This window comes from uncultured Lentibacter sp. (genome assembly GCF_937123735.1).
GTDB lineage: Bacteria > Pseudomonadota > Alphaproteobacteria > Rhodobacterales > Rhodobacteraceae > Lentibacter.
This window is the reverse complement of the sequence record NZ_CAKZKL010000010.1, coordinates 52335-70240: the sequence shown is the minus strand read 5'-3', so window position 1 is coordinate 70240 and position 17906 is coordinate 52335. Positions and strand designations below refer to the sequence as shown.

Sequence of the window (17906 nt, the reverse complement as noted above, 5' to 3'; positions counted from 1 at the left end):
CCATGAGCACAGTGACCCTGACGCCCAATATCGCAGGCGGCGACGACTTCTATGAAGAGCTGCTCAACGCCCACGAAGGCCTGAGCAAGGAAGATAGTGACAGCTACAACGCGCGGCTGATCCTTATTCTTGCCAACCACATCGGAGACCGCGCCGTGCTCTCTGATGCCATCACGGCGGCCAAACGCAAAGGCTGAGACCTCAAAGAGGTTTTGCGCTTTGGCTGCGCCAAATCGCTCAAGGGGGCGGGCCGCTGACGCGGCCCGCCCCCTCGCCTTCCCGATAACGACACGATTAAACTTGCCAGCGCTTCGGGTGTTGTTATCGTGTTAACAACACCGGCAGGGAGCCAAACATGCGCTGGACAGACTTTCCAAAATGGGGCCGCTACGTGGCCGATTGGGCCGCCGACTATCATGCAGGCCTGCGCACCCGCCCCGTGCGCGCGCAGACAAAACCCGGCGAGATCGCCGCGCAGCTCGCCGCCAACGCGCCCGAACAGGGCCAACCCGTGGAAGAGGTCATCGCCGATTTCGAGCGCATCGTCCTGCCCGGCATCACCCACTGGCAGCACCCGCGCTTCTTTGCCTACTTCCCCTCCAACGCCTCGCCCGCTGCTGTGCTGGCCGACTTTTTCACCACGGTGATGGCCCCGCAATGTATGCTCTGGCAGACATCGCCCGCCGCCACCGAAATGGAAACCCGCATGATGGGCTGGCTGCGCGACGCGCTCGGCCTGCCCACGGCTTTCCACGGGGTCATTCAGGACAGCGCCAGCGGCGCAACCCTCGCCGCCGTGCTCACCATGCGCGAGCGCACGCTCAACTGGGCGGGCAACCAGCAGGGCCTCTCGGGCCAAGCGCGCCTGCGCGTCTATGCCTCTGAAGAGGTGCACAGCTCGGTGGATCGGGCGATCTGGATCGCAGGGATCGGCCAGGACAACCTCGTGCGCATCCCAACCCACGGCCCCTTGCGCGCCATGGACCCGGCCGCACTTGACGCCGCCATCAAGGCCGATATCGCCGCGGGCCACACGCCTGCAGGGGTGATTGCCTGCACAGGCGGCACAGGCACAGGCGCCTGCGATGACATTTCGGCCGTCTGCGATGTCGCCGCCGACCACGGGCTTTACACTCATGTCGATGCCGCCTGGGCCGGCTCGGCCATGCTCTGCGAGGAATTCCGCACGCTCTGGGCAGGGGTCGAGAAAGCCGACAGCGTGGTGCTCAACCCGCACAAATGGATGGGCACGCAGTTTGACCTCTCCGCCCATTTCGTGCGCGCGCCCGAAGACCTCACCCGCACCCTGGCGATCCAGCCTGAGTATCTCAAAACTCACGGCAAGGACGGCATCATCAACTACTCCGAATGGTCCGTGCCCCTCGGCCGCCGCTTCCGTGCTTTGAAGCTCTGGTTCCTCTTCCGCACCTATGGGCTTGAAGGGCTGCGCACCATGCTGCGCAATCATGTGGCCTGGTCAGAAGAGCTCTGCGCGCGCTTGCGTGAAACGCCAGATTTCGAAATCATCACCCCGCCCGTGCTCTCGCTCTTCACCTTCCGCTACGCGCCCAGAGGCGCAAGCGATCTTGACACCCTCAACCAACGCCTTGTCGATACGGTCAATGACGACGGTCGCATCTACATCACCCAGACCCGCACCCAAGGCGCGCTTGTCATCCGCTTTCAGGCAGGCCAGTTTGACGCCACCCGCGACGATGTGGTGATGGCATATGATGTCATCACCGAACTTGCCGCCACCCTTTGAGGAGCCACAAAATGCCCGCGCCACACAACCCGTTCAAAGCCGCCCTGAAAGAGGGCAAAATGCAGCTCGGCGTCTGGTCAAGCTTTGCCCACCCCTACCCCATCGAAATGGTGGCGACCGCAGGCTTTGACTGGGTGGTGATCGACGGCGAACACGCCCCCAACGATCTGCAAACCATCACCGCGCAACTGCAAGTGCTGGAAGGCAAACACAGCCACGCCGTGGTGCGCATCCCCACGGGCAACGACTGGCTGGTGAAACAGGTGCTTGATGCGGGCGCGCAAACCGTGCTCGTGCCCATGGTAGACACCGCCGAAGAAGCCGCCGGCCTTGTGCGCGCCATGCGCTACCCGCCCCACGGCATCCGCGGCGCAGGCGCGGCTGGTGCGCGGGCCTCGGGCTTTGGCAGCATTGCCGATTATGTGCAAACCGCCAATGACGAAGTCTGCCTGCTGGTGCAGGTTGAAACGAAGCGTGGCATGGACAACCTCGACGCCATTCTGGCGGTGGAGGGCGTGGACGGGGTGTTCATCGGCCCCGCCGATCTGGCCGCAGATATGGGCTTTCCGGGCAACTCAAGAGCCGAGCCGGTGAAAGCCGCCATCAAGGATATGCTCGGGCGTATCGCAGCCTCGGACAAAGCCGCTGGCATCCTTGGCGTGACTGAGGCCGCAACGCAGGACTACGCCGCCTGGGGAGCGCAGTTCCTCGCTGTGGGCGTGGATGTGGGCGTTTTTGCAAAAGCGATCCGCGATCTGGAGAGCCACTGGCGCGCGCGCCTCTGATTTCGAATGGCACTGCGTGCCATCCGACCCGGCGGGGGGCTAGCCCCCCGCACCCCCCAAGGTATTTTTGACCAGAAGAAGCATATTTAGAGGGTGTCTAAATATTCTGAGACTGGACAACTTGGCTTGATTGGGCCAGTTTGCGGCTATGGCTGGACAAACCGACACCATCATTGGTGCAATTTTAGATGATATCGAGCGCGGCGTGCTGCGCCCGGGCGATTTTATCGAAGATGGGGCGATTATGGCGCGCCACGATGTGTCGCGCACGCCGGTGCGCGAAGCGCTCATTCAGCTGGAAACCGCGGGCCTCGTGGAGCGGGTGGCGCGCAAGGGGGCGGTAGTGTTCAAGCCCACGCTCGAGCAGTTTCTCGCCATTTTGGAGGTTCATGCCAAGCTTGAGGGGCAAGCAGCCGGGCTGGCCGCGCGCAGGCTTTCGGCGCCCCTTTCGGACAAACTCGAAACCGCTGTGAGCGCCTGTGAAGCCCATGCCCGAGAGCACGGAGATGGGGCGCCGGATGCCTATTACCAGCTCAATATGGATTTTCACCGCATTGTCGCCGAAGCGGCGGGCAACCCCTATCTCTTGGAGCTGATCAAGACCAATGCGCGCAAGCTCATGGCCTATTACCGCGCGCGCTATCACTACAGGGGCGTCATCGCCACATCCGCCAAAGAGCACCGCGCGATTGCGGAGCGGATCATGGCGCGCGATGCCGAAGCCGCCGAAGCGATGATGGAGCGCCATGTGAGCTTTGACCATGTCACAGCGCTTGATCTTCTGGCCGCACTAGGCTGATTTTCCTTCCAAAAAAAGTGCAAAACGCTCGGCCATGCCCACCATATCGGCTGGCTTTACCAAGGAGGCGCGCGCGGCTTGCGTGACCTCTTGGGGCAAATCGGCGGCCAGTTCCTCCACCAGCGCCGCCATGAACTCAGGCTCCATTTCGGGGTGATACTGCGTGGTCATGATCCGCCCGATCTGAAAGCCTCCCACGGGGCAGCCCGGCCCCCGGGCGATCACCTCCGCCCCCTTAGGCAGCCTGCTCACCTGCTCAATATGGCTCGCATAGAGCGGCAGCACATCCGCGCCCATCTCCACGTCCACCAGCCCGTGCACCCAACCACCCGGGTTGCGGCTGACAAGACCGCCAAGCGCCTTGGCCACGGCTTGATGGCCAAAACAGGCCCCCACCAGGGGGACCTCGGCGGCATAGATCTCGCGGATCAGCTCAAAGAGTTGCGCCACCCAGGGGGCGTCCGAATTGACCGAGGCCGGCGAGCCCGTGATCATCACACCGTCAATACCGTCAAGGCTCTTAGGAAAAACACCGTCCTTCACCTGATAGCTGGTAAAGCGCCAGTTCGGGCGCACTTTGCGCATCATGGCCGGGAACTTCTCGCCGTCCTTGGGCCAAGCTTGGGCAAAGGCGCTTTCGTCCGTATTGGTCACCAGAACCGCGATATGCATGGCCCGCTCCTGAAAGATTCCACTTTACATATTTATATCGCCTAATAATATACTTAACAAGTGAAACTGATCGGGAGCTGCCGCGATGACTGTCTGGACACCCACGGATGACGGCAATGCCGACCTTTCCAGCCACGACACCTTTGCCCGAGGCGCGCCGCACAACACTTTCAAGCGCCTGCGCGATGAAGACCCTGTGAGCTGGACAGCCTACGCAGGCGGCGAAGACTATTGGTCTATCACCCGCCACGCCGACATTCTGGAAATGAACCGCAACACGGCCGTGTTTTCCTCTGCCCGTGGCATCCGCATGGAAGATCAGTCCTATGAGGAATACCTCGCGCGCCGCACCTTTCAGGAAACCGACGCGCCCGAGCACATGCACACGCGGATCAAGGTTGCCAAGGCCTTTTCCAAACCCGTGATCGCCCGCTTTGAGGAAGAGATCGGTCAGCTCTGCGACGAAATCCTTACAGAGGCGCTGAGCGTCGACAGCTTTGATGCCACCAAAACCATCGCCCGCGAGCTGCCCATGCGGATGCTGGGGCGCATCCTTGGCCTGCCCGAAAAAGACCTGCCCTGGCTCGTGGAAAAGGGCGATGCGCTCATCGCCAACACCGACCCCGACTTCACCGACCATGTGCTCGACAAAATGCAGACCGATGAATTTCGCATGATGCCTTTCAACTCCCCCGCAGGGGCCGAGCTTTACCTCTACGCCAAAGACCTGATGGCAGAAAAAGAAGCGGCGGGCGACACAGAGGGCGTGCTGCATATGATCTTGCAGCCCGATAAAGACGGCAACACCATCACCGAGGAAGAGTTTCGCAATTTCTTCTGCCTGCTTGTCGCCGCAGGCAATGACACCACGCGCTACTCCATCGCCGCTGGCATTCAGGCCATGTGCCACCAGCCCGAGCTGCTTGGCCAGATGCAGCACGATGATATCTGGGCCACCGCACCCGATGAGATCATCCGCTGGGCCACGCCCGCGCTCTACTTCCGCCGCACGGCGATGCAGGATTACGCGGCCCACGGCAAAACCATCCGCGAGGGCGACAAGGTCTTGTTCTGGTGGAGCTCTGGCAACCGCGACGAGCGCGCCTTTGACACGCCCATGCGCGTTAACCTGGCGCGCGAAAACAACCGCCATGTGAGTTTTGGGCAAGGCGGGCCGCATGTCTGCCTTGGCATGTGGCTGGCGCGGCTGGAAGTGCGGGTGCTCTTTCAAAAGCTTGCCAAACGCCTCTCTCACATCGAAGCTGACGGCGCACATGAATTCCTGCGCTCAAACTTCGTCGGTGGGATCAAATCTTTGCCCGTGCGCATCAAACGCGCCTGAGGCCACATAAAACAAGGGGCAAAGCCCCATCAGGGAGACACAGATATGAAAGACAGATTGCGCGTATTGTTTTGCGACCACCTCAGCATCCTACGGGGCAAATACCTGCCCAACAGCAAAATCGCCGATGCCAGCACGCGCTTTTGCCGCTCCACCTTCGGGGTGCATTACGACAAGGACCTGCTTCCCGCCCCAGGCGCCATGATGATGGAGGGGCTGCCGGACATGGAGCTTTTCTGGAAAGCCGAAGAGATCCGCGACAGCTGGGATGAACACACCAAGATCGTTCTGGGCGACCTCTATGACGACGCCGGCACGCCGCTGCCGATGTGCCCACGCAGCGCGCTCAAGCGGGCCGTGGCGGCCTGGGAGGCCAAGGGGCTCACGCCGAAAGTGGGCATCGAGCTGGAATGCTTTGCGCTTCAACTTGATGAAACGGGGCGTATTGTGCCTTACGACGCGCCCGGCGGCGTGGTCTATGGCACCGGCCCCTTTTCGGACCCGCTGCGCTTTAATGATGCCATCTGGGAAGAAGCCGACCGCCTCGGCTTTAACATGGAGGTCATCACCTCCGAATATGACAGCCCGCAGTTTGAATATGTTCTTACATTTGATGATGCGGTGAAAGCGGTCGACGATATCGTGCTTTTCCGCCTCATGGCGCGCGAAATTGCTCTGGAGCATGGCGTGTTGCTAAGCTTCCTGCCCAAGCCTCTGGCCGAGGCGGGTGGCTCGGGTATGCACATAAACTTCTCCTTCACAGACAAGGATGGCAAGAATGCGCTGTCCTCGGGCGCGCGTGGCGGGCCTGACCATATGAACGATCTGGCGCGCGGCTGCCTTGCGGGCCTGCTGGAACACCACAAGGGGCTTGCCGGCCTCATTGCCCCCACGGCCAACAGCTACCAGCGCCTGCAGCCCGGCTCGCTTTCAGGCTTCTGGAAGAACTGGGGCGGCGACCACCGCAATGTCACCACGCGCATCAGCTCGGAAGGTGGGGCGAAAGCGCGCCTTGAACACCGCATGGCAGATGCCTCCTCAAACCCCTACACCGCCACAGCCGCCGTGCTGCAAGCTGCGCTTCTGGGCGTGGAAAACGGCTACGCCCTGCCCGCGATGGAAACCGGCGACGGCTTTGAGAAGACCGACGCCAAAGAGAGCACCGCCCCCGACCTCAAAGGTGCCATCGCCGATCTGAAAGCCGACACAACGCTTTGCGCCGCGGTGGGCGAACTCCTATGCGCCAACCACATCTATATGAAAGAGCAGGAAGTGAAGAAAACCCGCGATCTGGAAGGCGACGCGCTGCGCGACTTCTATGTCCACTATATATGAGGAAAGACAGATATGCAGGTCACCTGGAAACTGCCCGATGGCAGCGAGATCACCGCTGAGGTGCGCAACGGCAGCAACATGATGGAGGCCGCCGTCGCCAACAGCGTGCCCAATGTCATCGGCGAATGTGGCGGCAGCCTCGCCTGCGCCACCTGCCATGTCTATGTTGACCCGGCCTGGGCTGACAAAACCGGCCCGCTTGATGACTTTGAAGACGCCATGCTGGACGCCACCGAGGCCGATCGGTCGGCCAGCTCGCGGCTGTCGTGCCAGATCATCGCCAGCCCGGAGCTGGACGGGCTGATATTGCGTGTGCCGCAGCTCTAGGTTTTCGAATTTGCTTCGCAAATCCGACCCGGTGGGGGGACTTTGTCCCCCCACACCCCCCTAGAATATTTACCACAAGAAAAAAGCCCATAGCTGCGACAAGCTGTCCATTGGGGGATGCTTGCCCATAAGGGGGTTTGCTTTTTCTGAAATTCGTTTAGATATACCGAAAAGTAAATTCGGGAATTCTGAACATGAGCAAATCTCTCCCCTCCGTTTACGACGCCGAGCCCATCCCCGCAGCCGCCCGCACAGCCATTGATGCGCTGCTCGCCTCGGGTGATCTCTTCCGCTACACCGCCCCCGAAGATGCGCCTGTGGCCCTTCTGGAGCGCGAGTTTGCCGAGCTTCTGGGCACAAAATACGCGCTGGCTGTGTCGTCCTGCTCGGCTGCGCTCTTTCTGTCGCTCAAGGCCCTTGGCCTGCCCCGGGATGCCCGGGTGCTGATCCCGGCCTTCACTTTCGCGGCCGTGCCCTCCTCGGTGGTGCACGCTGATTGCGTGCCTGTGCTGTGCGACGTTGGCGAAAACTACCGCATCGACATGGCCGCTTTTGAGGCCCGGCTTGATGAGGAAATCGCCGCTGTGATCATCTCCCATATGCGCGGTCACACCTCGGATATGGACGCCATCATGGCGCTCTGTGATGCGCGAAACATCCCCGTCATCGAAGACGCGGCCCATAGCCTGGGCACCACATGGCATGGCAAAAACATTGGCACCCTCGGGCGCATCGGCTGTTTTTCCTTCCAGTCCTACAAGCTTGTGAACGCCGGCGAAGGCGGTATTCTCATCACCGATGATGCTGATCTGCTGGCCCAGGCCGTGATCATGTCAGGGGCTTATGAGCACAACTGGCGCAAGCATGGCGCGATGGACACGGCCCTTGAAGCCGCCTTTGCGCGCTGGCAAAACAGGCTGCCGCTTTACAACCTGCGCCTGAGCAATCTGTCCGCCGCCGTCATCCGCCCGCAGCTGCCGCTGGTGGCCGAGCGGGTGCACAAGGGGCGGCGCAACCACGACTATGTCGCGGCCAAACTTGTGCAAAGCCCCTGGATGGCCGTGCCCGAAAAGCTGGCGCCCGAGGCCCGCGCACCAGACAGCCTCCAGTTCAACCTCATTGGCCTCACCGATGAGCAAACCACAGCTTTTGCGCTTGCTGCGGCCCGCCGTGGCGTCAAGGTGCAGGTCTTTGGCATGAGCACAGACAACGCCCGCGCTTTCTGGAACTGGCAGTTCATGCCCGGCCCGTTGCCAGAGCTGCCCCGCACCCGCGCCATGCTTATGCGCGCCTGTGATGTGCGCCTGCCGGCCCGGCTGGAGCGCGACGCGCTGGATGCGGTGGCGGAGGCCCTGCTGGCGGCCATCGCAGAGGTAAAGCCCGTGGCCGCGCTCAAAGCAGGCTGATAACGCCCTCGGCTTCGGGATAGGCGGCCAGAGCTGGCGCCACGATGCTGTCTTGCAATATCGGGCGCAGATTTGTGGCCATACCACGGGGCATTTCTTGCAAGATCCCCTCACGGGCCATGAGGCTGATCCGCCGCGAAAGCGGCTCAAACGGCAGTGGCATCACATCAATCTTCGGCGCAAACCGGCGCGCACGCATCAGCGCGAGCGGCGTCAGGATCGTCCAGCCCGCGCCCTGCCCGACCATGGCGAGAATGGCATGGTAGCTGTCGAGCTCAAAGCGGTGCGACAAGCGCAAATTCTGCCGCGAGAGATGATTGGCGATCAAACGCCCCATATGGTGGCGCGAGGTATATTGAATAAGCGGCATCCGCTTGAGCTGGCGCAACACATCGCCCTTGCGATCCACCGCGCCCTTCGGTGCCGCCACCACAAAACCGTCTTGCAACAGCGGATGCACCTCAAGCCCATTGAGCGCCTCGCCCATTTCTGCCGCAACGATCACATCTAGGGCGCGCGCATCAAGCTGGTCGTGCAAAAAATGGCTCGCGCCTGTCTCCAATAAGAACTGGCAGGTGGTCAGCTCTCCCGCCATATGGGTGAGCAGCTGCGGGGTCACATCGGCTTCAAAATCCTCGATCATCCCAAGGCGCATCCGTGTGAGCGCGCGCAGATCGCTCATGGCCAGCTCCGCACGCACCTGCTCGGCTTCATTCATGATATTCTGCGCCCGACGGCGGAAGATCTCACCCGCCGGGGTCAGCAAGACAGGGCGCGCATTGCGCTGCAACAGGGTCACCCCCATCGCGCCTTCAAGGTTGGTGAGCTGCTGGCTCACCGCCGAAGGGCTGGCCCCCAAACGCCGCGCCGCAGCGGTGATCGAGCGCTCTTCTGCCGTGGCAATAAACACCTCGACCCCCCACAGCGTGATCCGCCCCGCATTCTCGGCCATGGGGGGTTACTTGCCCATCTTGGAAAGCTTGGCCTGAAGCGCTGCCAGCTCGGCCTTGATGTCGTCCAGGTCTTCGCCACTTTGCGGCGCGGCGCGGCTCTCCGCACTTGGCGCTTTAGCGGCCCCTGTGCTGGCTGCAAACCCGCCTGTCATCGCCTTGAGAAACGCTTCCTGCTGGGCCTTGAGCGCCTCAAATCCGGGCATCTGACCCATCGGTGAAATGGTGCCCATGTTCTGCATCATCTTTTCCTGCCCCTCGCGCAGCATATCAAAGCTGGCTTGCAGAAATTCCGGCATCATCTGGGTTGCCTGATTGGTGTAGCTGCGCACGATATCGTTGAGCACAGAAACCGGCAGCATGTTCTCGCCGCGGCTCTCGTGATCTGCAATGATTTGCAACAGATACTGGCGCGTCAGATCATCACCGGATTTCAGATCCACAATCTGCACTTCGCGCCCCTCACGAATGAACGTGGCAATGTCATCCAGGGTCACATAATCAGAGGTCTCGGTGTTATAGAGCCGGCGGCTCGCATACCTCTTAATCAACAAAGGTTTCTGAGTGTTGTCCACGCCGTGATCCTCCCAAATGAGCCGTGCTGCACCGCAGCTTAGGCGAGGCTGTCACAAAAAGAAAGAGCGGGCCGCAGGGGCCCGCTCTGGCTCGACGCACAACAGGTCAGGGAGGAGACCCGTGCGCTCTGTCAGCTTATTTTGCTGGTGCAGTTGCTTTTTTCGCAGCTGTTGTCACTTCTTCTGTCGCTTTTTTCATGGCGGCAGAGGCTTCTTCTGAAGCGGATTTGCCTGCGGCCATCATCAATTCAACAGTTTCTTGCTGAACTTTTTTTGCAACTTCCGCGAAAGCCGCCATGTTTTCAGAGGCAACTTCGGCTTGTGCAGATGCGAAATCTGTCATGGCTTTGGCATAATCGGCAGGCTCGGCTTTGGCTTTTGACATATCGCCCAGTTTGGCGAGCGTGTCTTTTGTCCATTTTGTTGAAATGGCGGCTGACTTTTCAGCAGCTTCCAGAGCAACGGATGTGAATTTCTCGCCGAGTTCGGCTTGGTTTTTGAACGCGCCATCAAAGGCCGACGTGTCAACAGGGAATGCGCCCATCATGTCTTTGAGAGTCGCTGTGAAATCTTGTGCTTTAGCCATGGTATAAGTCCTTTGGGTTGCTCGGGCAGAGGTCTTATCTCCCGAAGGGTTTTGCGTTCCTGAGACAAGATATACATGCTGCAATGCAGAATTTCAAGTGTTTTTTCTGCAATGCAGCATAAGCAGTGAAAAAGCGGCTTATTATCTGATTTTACGATGAAAAATAGCCTGAAAAACGGCTAGATGCACCAGATTTCACGGCTTGAGGCAAAAAAATGCTGCGCCGCGTCATTTCTTGAGGCACGCTGAAGCACAGGTTCAGGCATAACTTGAAACACGGCTTGAGGCATGGGCCGCCCGCTTCAGACGACTGGCTTTTCCACCACATAAGTGCCCGGTGCCGCGCAAAGCGCCTTGTGCGTGCCCCCGCCAACCGGGCGTGCCGCGCGCATTGGCCCTGAGCGCGCCTTTAACCAGCTCTCCCAACGGGGCCACCAGGACCCCTCGTTGAACGCGGCCCCCTGCCACCAGTCTTCCGCCTCTGCTGGCAGATCGCTGTTGGTGTAATGGCCGTATTTCTTCTTGCTCGGCGGGTTCACAACGCCGGCAATATGGCCCGACTGGCTCACCACAAAGGTCTTGTCCTGCGATCCGGTCATCCCGAACCCGCGGTAACAGTCGCGCCAGGCGGCAATGTGGTCGGTCTCGCATGTCACCGCAAAAATCGGAATCTCCACATCCGAAACATGCAACCGCTCCCCCATGAGCTCATAGCCCTCGCCCACAAAGGCGTTTTGCTGGCACAGGCCCCGCAGATATTCCATCACCATCGTGCCAGGCAAATTGGTGCTGTCACCATTCCAGAACAACAAATCAAAGGTCGGAGGGGTCTCGCCCATCATGTAAGATTTGATCGCCGGCCCGTAGATCAGATCATTTGAGCGCAAAAAACTCATGGTCCGCGACATGATCAAAGAACGCAGCACGCCGTAGTGGCCCACCTCAGCCTCGATTCCATCGACAAAATCATCCTGCAAGAAAGGTGTGAACTCCCCCTGCTCGCCAAAATCCGTCAGCGCCGTGAAGAAGGTGGCCGATTTGACAGAGCTATCCCCCTTCGCCTTCAGATGCGCGAGCGTCAGGTGCAGCGTCGTTCCCGCAATGCAATAGCCCACCGCATTCACCTGCGCCTCGCCGGTGATCTCTTTGGCCACGCGAATGGCCTCCAGAAAGCCCGTTTCGATATAATCAGCCATGCCCCAATGGCCCTCGGCGCGCCCCGGATTGCGCCAGCTCACCACAAACAGCGTATAGCCTTGCTCGGTGATCCATTTGATCAGGCTGTTTTGCTCTTTCAGATCCAGAATGTAGAACTTGTTGATCCACGGCGGGAAGATGATCAGCGGAGTCTTATGCACCTTTTCGGTGCGCGCTTCATATTGGATCAGCTCGATCATCTCGTTGCGAAAGACAACAGAGCCAGCGCTTGTCGCCACATTGCGGCCCAGCTCAAAAGCGCTGTCGTCACAGAGCTTCACCAAAAGCTCACCGTCATTGGCCTCCATATCGGCCACCAGGTTTTCAAGCCCGCGCACAAGGCTTTCGCCCTCTGTTTCCACCGCCCGCTCCAGCGCGTCGGGGTTTGTGCCCAAAAAATTGGTCGGCGCCAACATGGCGATGATCTGTTCGGAAAAATAGCTCAGCCGGCGGCGGTCTTTCGGGCTCAGATCGTCCACATCTTCCACCGCCTTGCGCAGGGCTTGGGCGTTGATCAGATACTGCTGTTTGACAAAATTGAAATAAGGATGGCTCTGCCACAAGGGATGGCCAAAGCGCTTGTCCGCCTCGGTGTGGTCGGCAGGGGCCTTGAAGCCGTCTTTCACAAAGGCTTCCTGCGCCTCCATGAAGTGCTGCACCGATTTGCCCCAATATTCCAGCTGGTGTTCATAAATACGCTGCGGATTCTCCACCATCTCGGCCCAATAGCCAATAGCCGCCTGCGCAAACAGCTCCGGCCCCGGCCCGCTCAACACCGGATTGACCGGCTTGCGCGCCCCAACCACCCGCAACAAACGCTCCGTAAGCGCCTCAACCCGCTTCAAATTTGCTTGCATTTTGTCAAGATTCTCACCTGCGACATCATCTTTTGTTGTCATCTTAACAAAATTCCTTTATCTTTTTCTGCGGTGCAGCATAATCACCGTAAGAAAACACACAACGCGACCAATTGACTGACCCTAGGTCAGCTTAGCTTTAACAAAGGACGCCCACATGCGCTATATGGCCAGCTACGACTTCATGGAATCGTTTCGCAACGCCAACCAATGGCTCGGGGCAACCGCCCAGTCTTTTGCATCCTACCCTGCTTTTGCGCTCACGCCAAACCCTGCTTTTCAGTGGATGGCCGCCTGGGGCGAAGTGACCGAGCGCAGCTTTGAGCGTATGGTGGCCAAACCCGCCTGGGGGATCGACACCTTCACCTGTGATGATGGCAAAGACCATATCGTCAAAGTCGAGAAGACCGTCGCGCGCCCCTTTGGCGACCTCATTCATTTCAATGTGACAGGCCGCGCCAAGGCCCCGCGCAAGGTGCTCATCGTTGCCCCCATGTCGGGCCACTATGCCACGCTCTTGCGCTCCACCGTGCGCAGCCTGATCCCCGATTGCGAAGTCTATATCACCGATTGGCACAATGCCCGCGACATCCCCGTGTCCGAGGGCAAATTCGACATCGAGGATTACACCCTCTATCTCGTCGACTTCATGCGCGAACTTGGCCCTGACACCCATGTCATCGCCGTTTGCCAGCCCGCCCCGCTCACCCTCGCCGCCACGGCCTACCTCGCCGAGCAAGACCCGGCCGCGCAGCCGCGCTCGCTGACCCTGATCGGCGGCCCGATCGACCCAGACGCAACCCCCACCGATGTTACAGACTTCGGCCGCCGTGTCACCATGGGCCAGCTCGAAGAGAGCATGATCCAGCGGGTCGGCTTCAAATACAAAGGCGCAGGCCGCAAGGTCTATCCCGGCCTGTTGCAGCTCACCTCCTTCATGTCGATGAACGCCGAAAAACACTCCCAGGCCTTCCTGGATCAGATCACCCGTGTCGCGCGCGGCGAATCATCTGAGCAGGACAAGCACAACAAATTCTATGACGAATATCTCGCTGTCATGGACATGACCGCCGAGTTTTACCTCTCCACCGTGCACCGCATCTTCAAAGAAGGTGAAATTGCCCGAAATGCCTTTGTCGTTGACGGGCATAAGGTCGATATCGGCAAAATCACCACCGTGGCCGTCAAAACAGTGGAGGGCGAAGAAGATGACATCTCCGCCCCGGGCCAATGTGTGGCGGCACTGGATTTGCTCACCGGCTTGCCTGACAGCAAGAAAGCCTCTCACCTTGAGCCGGGCGCGGGCCATTACGGCATCTTCGCAGGCAAGAGCTGGCGCAACAACATCCGCCCCCTCGTGCTGGATTTTATCGACGCCAATGCAGCGCCCCCCGCCAGCCCGGCCAAACCGGCCCAGCCCGCAAAAAAGGCCATTAAAAAAGCTGCCAACAGCAACTGAGCCCCCGTGCGGGGCCCCTAGAAAAACAGGGCCTCCAAGAGCGCAAGCCCCCCGCCAACAGGCAGCGCCAAGGCCAACGCCAGTAGCGCAGCCCCCAAAGGGGTCAGCCGCGGGGCGGGGATGTGTTGGCCAAACACCGTTCGGCCAGCGGAGGAGAGGCGCTTCTTCATAGCCCCATTAACCACACATTAGGTTTCTTTTGGCTTAACAGCCCCATGCAACCGGCCCCTGCCCTTCAACAGTCCGAGCTGTTCAACACCGCCCTCCTGCGGCTCGGGCAGCCGGTCCGCCGCCTCTCGGTTGGCGCGCAGAGCTGCTATGTGCTCAGCCGCTTCGGCCTCTCTCTGGCCAGCCGCCCGCCCGAGGGCGCCGCACACTATGAGGCGCTGGCCCGCAACAAAGTCTGGCTGATCAACGCCGAAAGCCCGCACCCGGCCCTGCGCGCCGCCGGCTATCGTCAGATTGTCAGCCCCGCCTCCTGGGCACGGCTCGCGCTGGAGGGCGACAGCGCCGCACTGCGCCGGGCCATGCACCCCAAATGGCGGCACAGCCTGGCCCGCTTTGAAGCCGGCCTGCCCGCGCAAAGCCGCATTCATCACCGCAGCTTTGATCTGCAACGTGACGGCTGGGTGCTTGAGGCCGAGGAGGCGCAGGCGCGGGCGCGGCGTTATCGCGGCTACCCCGCCGCGCTCACCGCCGCAATGGCCGCCATCGCCCCGCGCGCGCTGCATATGCTGACCCTCTCCCAAGACGGTGCCCCGCAAGCGGCCATGCTCTTTGTGCAGCACGGGGCCTGTGCCAGCTATCACATCGGCCACACCACCCCCCGGGGGCGCGCGCTCGGCGCGCATTGGCTGCTGCTCTGGCGCGCGATGCAGGGGTTGGCCGCCGAGGGGGTCCGCTGCCTCGATCTGGGGCTTGTGGACAGCGAGAGCGGGCAGGACCGCGCCCGGTTCAAGCTCGGAGCCGGAGCGCAGGCGATGCCCTTGGGCGGCACATGGCTGCGCCGGCTTTTGCCCTAAAACTGTCCATACAGCCAGCCATACAGCTTGCCATACTGGCAGCCATACACCGGCGTCACCGCGCCTGACACACAATCCGGCGCGCGATCAGGCACGCAAAACATAGGGCTGGGAAAGCCAGGTTTCCAGCGCCGCAATCACCGCCTCGGGCGCTTCCAGGCTGGGCACATGCCCCGCCGCCTCCAGCACCGCCAGCTGCGCATAGGGGATCAACCCGGCCATAAATTCATGCCGCTTCACAGGGGTCAGGCTGTCATGTGCGCCACAGAGAACAAGCGCAGGCACCTTGGCCTTGCGCAGCGCAGCTTGCTGATCTCGACGGCGCTGTAAAGCTCTGATTTGACGCAGAAAAACATCAGGCCCAAGGCTTTCCGCCATGGCCTGCAACTGCCCAAGAACCTGCATCCGCTGTGGCCCCGGGGCAAGGCAATCGGGCGTCAGAAACCTGCGCAGCACATCGCCCATCCGGCCCGCCTTGATCCCCACAATCATCGGCTCATAGGCCGCGGCAGAATGGGGTGTCTCCGCAAGCGGGTTGGTGTCCATCAGGCAAATTCGCGTCACCCGCTCAGGCGCACGCCGCAAAATCTCCATGGCCACAATACCGCCCATCGAGAGCCCGGCCAGAGCAAATTTCTGTGGTGAATCCAGTAAGATAGCAGAGGCCATTTCCTCAATGCGCTCACCCTGTGTGACACAGGCCACCATCACAGTGCGACGGGCGCTAAAATGCGCCACCTGCGGCTGAAACACACGCGCGTCACACATCATACCAGGCACAAATAACAAGGGTTCACGCATTGCTGCCAGCTTCCTCCTGCGCCCCAGAGTGGCACAGCCAGCGGCGGGGTCAACCGCCCAAATCGTTTCAAAGCGCTTTGCTGTCGTCGCCCCCCTAAAGCGCCGCCGCCCACCGCGCCAAAGGTGCATCTTTTAACATGAGAAACGCGTTATAAGCTGTTGACCCAGTTCAAAATCATATCAATCGCAGCCTCTGTTTGCGCTGGTGCAACAATATCACCCATGATGACATGACGGCTCTCTTCCACCACGGCCTCAGCTGGCAAAACCACCTGGCTCACAGCACCGCCCCAGCCTTGCAGAAAGCGCTCTGTCTGCGCGGCCTCAACCACCTGGTCGCCACGATCGTAATGAAACAAAGCCGGCACCGTCACCGCCTGATAGTCACGCCGCCAGGCCTCTCTGACCAAAGCCGCCATCGGCAAGACCGCAACAGTCGGATAGCGCGTGCTCCAGTATTTCTCCTGCAAGGCGTTCACAGCCCCCCAAGCGCGCTGGTCTCCCGCAATCAGCGGCACAAATTGGCGCGCCGCCGGCAAGGTCAAAACCCATGCCATAGGGTCGTTGATACCAAAATTGGGCGAGACAAAGACCACCCCCTTCACGCCCTCCCGCATCACCGGGTCCAGCAGCGCCAGCGCTACAAGCGTGCCGCCGGTTGACGTTGAGAGGACAATCACCTCCTCACCAACCGCTTTCGCTGCCGCCAGCGCCTCGGCCGTGTCCTCCATCCAATCACCAGCGCTCGGTTCTGCCATGGCAGCGCCGCTGCGCCCGTGGCCTGCAAGGCGCGTAAAAACAAGATTGGCCCCCAGAGCTTGAGCCACACGGTCCGGCACAGGGCGTATTTCCTCGGAAGTTGCCGAAAACCCATGCACATAGAGCACAGAAACAGCGGTGCGCGCCTCAGGCTCCCCCGCCCAGATCACCCGCTTTTCAACCCCTTCCCTGAGGTCTTCATAGGCGCTTTCGGTGCGCTCAAAATAGGCCTGCACCCCGCCCTCAAAACGCGCAGGGTCAAAGCTGACCTCTGTTTTGACAGGCTCATACGGCCCCAGAAAAAACAAAAGTGAGCCCGCCGCAACAAGGCCAAGCAGCAGCCGTCCGAGCCATTTTCCCAAGGCTCTCATGGCGCTTCGATGACATCTGCCACCGCCTCCTCGATCAGCTGCAAACAGCGCCCGTCAGAAAACCTATGATCGGCGTCTTTCACCAACATCAGTGTCATATCATCCCCCTCAGCATGTTCCAACAACCGCACCGCCGTTGCCACGCTCACAGCCGTGTCCGCCGTGCCTTGCAAAAAACGAACAGGGCATTCAAGCCGCAGTTTGGCGCGCAAAACCAGATGGTTGCGCCCATCTTCGATCATCCTCTTGGTGATGATGTAAGGCTCCATGTAATCCGATGGCAGCGCCACATGGCCCTGGGTTTCAAGCGCGCTCTTTTGCGCCTCCGTAAACGTCGCCCAATAGCTGTCTTCGGTAAAATCAGGTGCCGCCGCAATGGTCACCACCCCCGCGACGCGCGCGGGCAAAGCCCGAGCGAGGAGCAGCGCCTGCCAGCCGCCCATGGAGGAGCCGACCACAACAAGCGCGCCCTCGGTCAGCGCCGTCACAGCGGCCAGCGTGTCTTCATGCCAGTCGCCGATCGCGCCCTCTTCAAAGCGCCCCGAGCTTTCTCCATGCCCCGAGTAATCAAACCGCAAGAAAGCCTGCCCCCGTGCCTTGGCCCAAGCCTCAAGGTGGATAGCCTTCGTGCCCTCCATGTCCGACTTCAGACCACCACAAAAAACAATGGTTGGCCCAGCCCCCTCACTCTTGTGATAGGCCAGCCTGCGCCCCTGTGGTGTTTCCAGATACGGCATGACATCCCTCCCAACTCTCTTCTGCTCACTCTGCCCTGCCAGGCGCGGCGCGGCAACTGTCTTGGCGCGTGCTTGACAAGACCGGCCCAAAAGCGCAAACCGCCCCCCGAACCTATACCCGCAACCGGGCGTTCCGTGGGCGCCAAACTGACGAGGAGCTC

18 protein-coding genes are annotated in these 17906 nt (G+C 60.6%); 10 read left to right on the top strand and 8 right to left on the bottom strand.

Going from position 1 to position 17906, the window contains the following annotated elements; genetic code table 11:
• Window positions 1-2: 2 nt before the first annotated feature.
• The 4 genes from Q0478_RS02360 (at window position 3) to Q0478_RS02345 (ending at window position 3349) form a co-directional block, all read left to right on the top strand.
• On the top strand, window positions 3-197 hold the full coding sequence (locus Q0478_RS02360) for a DUF2783 domain-containing protein (RefSeq protein WP_298675843.1): 195 nt from the start codon (window positions 3-5) through the stop codon (window positions 195-197).
• 158 nt (window positions 198-355) lie between these two features.
• Complete coding sequence (locus Q0478_RS02355) at window positions 356-1765, top strand: pyridoxal-dependent decarboxylase (protein WP_298675841.1); 1410 nt, start codon at window positions 356-358, stop codon at window positions 1763-1765.
• A gap of 11 nt (window positions 1766-1776) precedes the next feature.
• Window positions 1777-2550, top strand: a complete 774-nt coding sequence (locus Q0478_RS02350) for an HpcH/HpaI aldolase/citrate lyase family protein (protein WP_298675839.1) — start codon at window positions 1777-1779, stop codon at window positions 2548-2550.
• A gap of 148 nt (window positions 2551-2698) precedes the next feature.
• A complete protein-coding gene (locus Q0478_RS02345) occupies window positions 2699-3349 on the top strand; it encodes a GntR family transcriptional regulator (RefSeq protein ID WP_298675837.1) in 651 nt (216 codons plus the stop codon).
• Here the strand turns inward: Q0478_RS02345 and Q0478_RS02340 are convergent.
• The gene (locus tag Q0478_RS02340; protein ID WP_298675835.1) at window positions 3341-4021 is read right to left on the bottom strand and encodes a type 1 glutamine amidotransferase; all 681 of its coding nucleotides are present in this window, start codon (window positions 4019-4021) and stop codon (window positions 3341-3343) included. The genes Q0478_RS02345 and Q0478_RS02340 overlap by 9 nt on opposite strands.
• Before the next feature lie 85 nt (window positions 4022-4106).
• On the opposite strand from Q0478_RS02340, the gene Q0478_RS02335 reads away from it, so the two are divergent.
• From Q0478_RS02335 to Q0478_RS02320, 4 genes are all read left to right on the top strand, one after another.
• On the top strand, window positions 4107-5363 hold the full coding sequence (locus Q0478_RS02335) for a cytochrome P450 (RefSeq protein ID WP_298675833.1): 1257 nt from the start codon (window positions 4107-4109) through the stop codon (window positions 5361-5363).
• Between the two features lie 45 nt (window positions 5364-5408).
• Window positions 5409-6698, top strand: coding sequence for a glutamine synthetase family protein (locus tag Q0478_RS02330; RefSeq protein ID WP_298675831.1), 1290 nt, complete (start codon window positions 5409-5411; stop codon window positions 6696-6698).
• Between the two features lie 12 nt (window positions 6699-6710).
• A complete protein-coding gene (locus Q0478_RS02325; protein ID WP_298675830.1) occupies window positions 6711-7025 on the top strand; it encodes a 2Fe-2S iron-sulfur cluster-binding protein in 315 nt (104 codons plus the stop codon).
• Between the two features lie 194 nt (window positions 7026-7219).
• A complete protein-coding gene (locus Q0478_RS02320; RefSeq protein WP_298675828.1) occupies window positions 7220-8431 on the top strand; it encodes an aminotransferase class I/II-fold pyridoxal phosphate-dependent enzyme in 1212 nt (403 codons plus the stop codon).
• Here Q0478_RS02320 and Q0478_RS02315 read toward each other — a convergent pair.
• The 4 genes from Q0478_RS02315 to phaC form a co-directional block, all read right to left on the bottom strand.
• A complete protein-coding gene (locus tag Q0478_RS02315) occupies window positions 8418-9383 on the bottom strand; it encodes a LysR family transcriptional regulator (protein ID WP_298675826.1) in 966 nt (321 codons plus the stop codon). The two genes, Q0478_RS02320 and Q0478_RS02315, sit on opposite strands and share 14 nt — an antisense overlap.
• Before the next feature lie 6 nt (window positions 9384-9389).
• A complete protein-coding gene (gene phaR, locus Q0478_RS02310; protein WP_298675824.1) occupies window positions 9390-9956 on the bottom strand; it encodes a polyhydroxyalkanoate synthesis repressor PhaR in 567 nt (188 codons plus the stop codon).
• A gap of 136 nt (window positions 9957-10092) precedes the next feature.
• Window positions 10093-10542, bottom strand: a complete 450-nt coding sequence (locus Q0478_RS02305) for a phasin family protein (protein WP_298675822.1) — start codon at window positions 10540-10542, stop codon at window positions 10093-10095.
• Window positions 10543-10844: 302 nt separating this feature from the next.
• A complete protein-coding gene (gene phaC / locus Q0478_RS02300) occupies window positions 10845-12638 on the bottom strand; it encodes a class I poly(R)-hydroxyalkanoic acid synthase (protein ID WP_298675820.1) in 1794 nt (597 codons plus the stop codon).
• 115 nt (window positions 12639-12753) lie between these two features.
• On the opposite strand from phaC, the gene phaZ reads away from it, so the two are divergent.
• Both phaZ and Q0478_RS02290 read left to right on the top strand, forming a co-directional pair.
• A complete protein-coding gene (gene phaZ / locus Q0478_RS02295) occupies window positions 12754-14055 on the top strand; it encodes a polyhydroxyalkanoate depolymerase (protein ID WP_298675819.1) in 1302 nt (433 codons plus the stop codon).
• A 215-nt stretch (window positions 14056-14270) separates the two neighbouring features.
• Entirely contained in the window at window positions 14271-15077 is an 807-nt protein-coding gene (locus tag Q0478_RS02290; RefSeq protein WP_298675817.1) for a GNAT family N-acetyltransferase, read from the top strand.
• An 87-nt stretch (window positions 15078-15164) separates the two neighbouring features.
• On the opposite strand, the gene Q0478_RS02285 is transcribed toward Q0478_RS02290, so the two are convergent.
• The 3 genes from Q0478_RS02285 to Q0478_RS02275 all read right to left on the bottom strand — a co-directional run bounded on the left by Q0478_RS02285 (window position 15165) and on the right by Q0478_RS02275 (window position 17745).
• Window positions 15165-15878: an alpha/beta hydrolase gene (locus Q0478_RS02285; RefSeq protein WP_298675816.1), complete on the bottom strand. Its 714-nt coding sequence runs from the start codon at window positions 15876-15878 to the stop codon at window positions 15165-15167.
• 149 nt (window positions 15879-16027) lie between these two features.
• Window positions 16028-17008 carry an alpha/beta fold hydrolase gene (locus Q0478_RS02280; RefSeq protein ID WP_298675815.1) on the bottom strand — a complete coding sequence of 327 codons (981 nt, stop codon included), beginning with the start codon at window positions 17006-17008 and terminating at the stop codon, window positions 16028-16030.
• Window positions 17005-17745 (bottom strand): alpha/beta hydrolase, encoded by a 741-nt coding sequence (locus Q0478_RS02275; RefSeq protein WP_298675813.1) that lies wholly within the window; start codon window positions 17743-17745, stop codon window positions 17005-17007. Before Q0478_RS02275 ends, Q0478_RS02280 begins: the two co-directional genes overlap by 4 nt.
• Window positions 17746-17906: the final 161 nt, after the last annotated feature.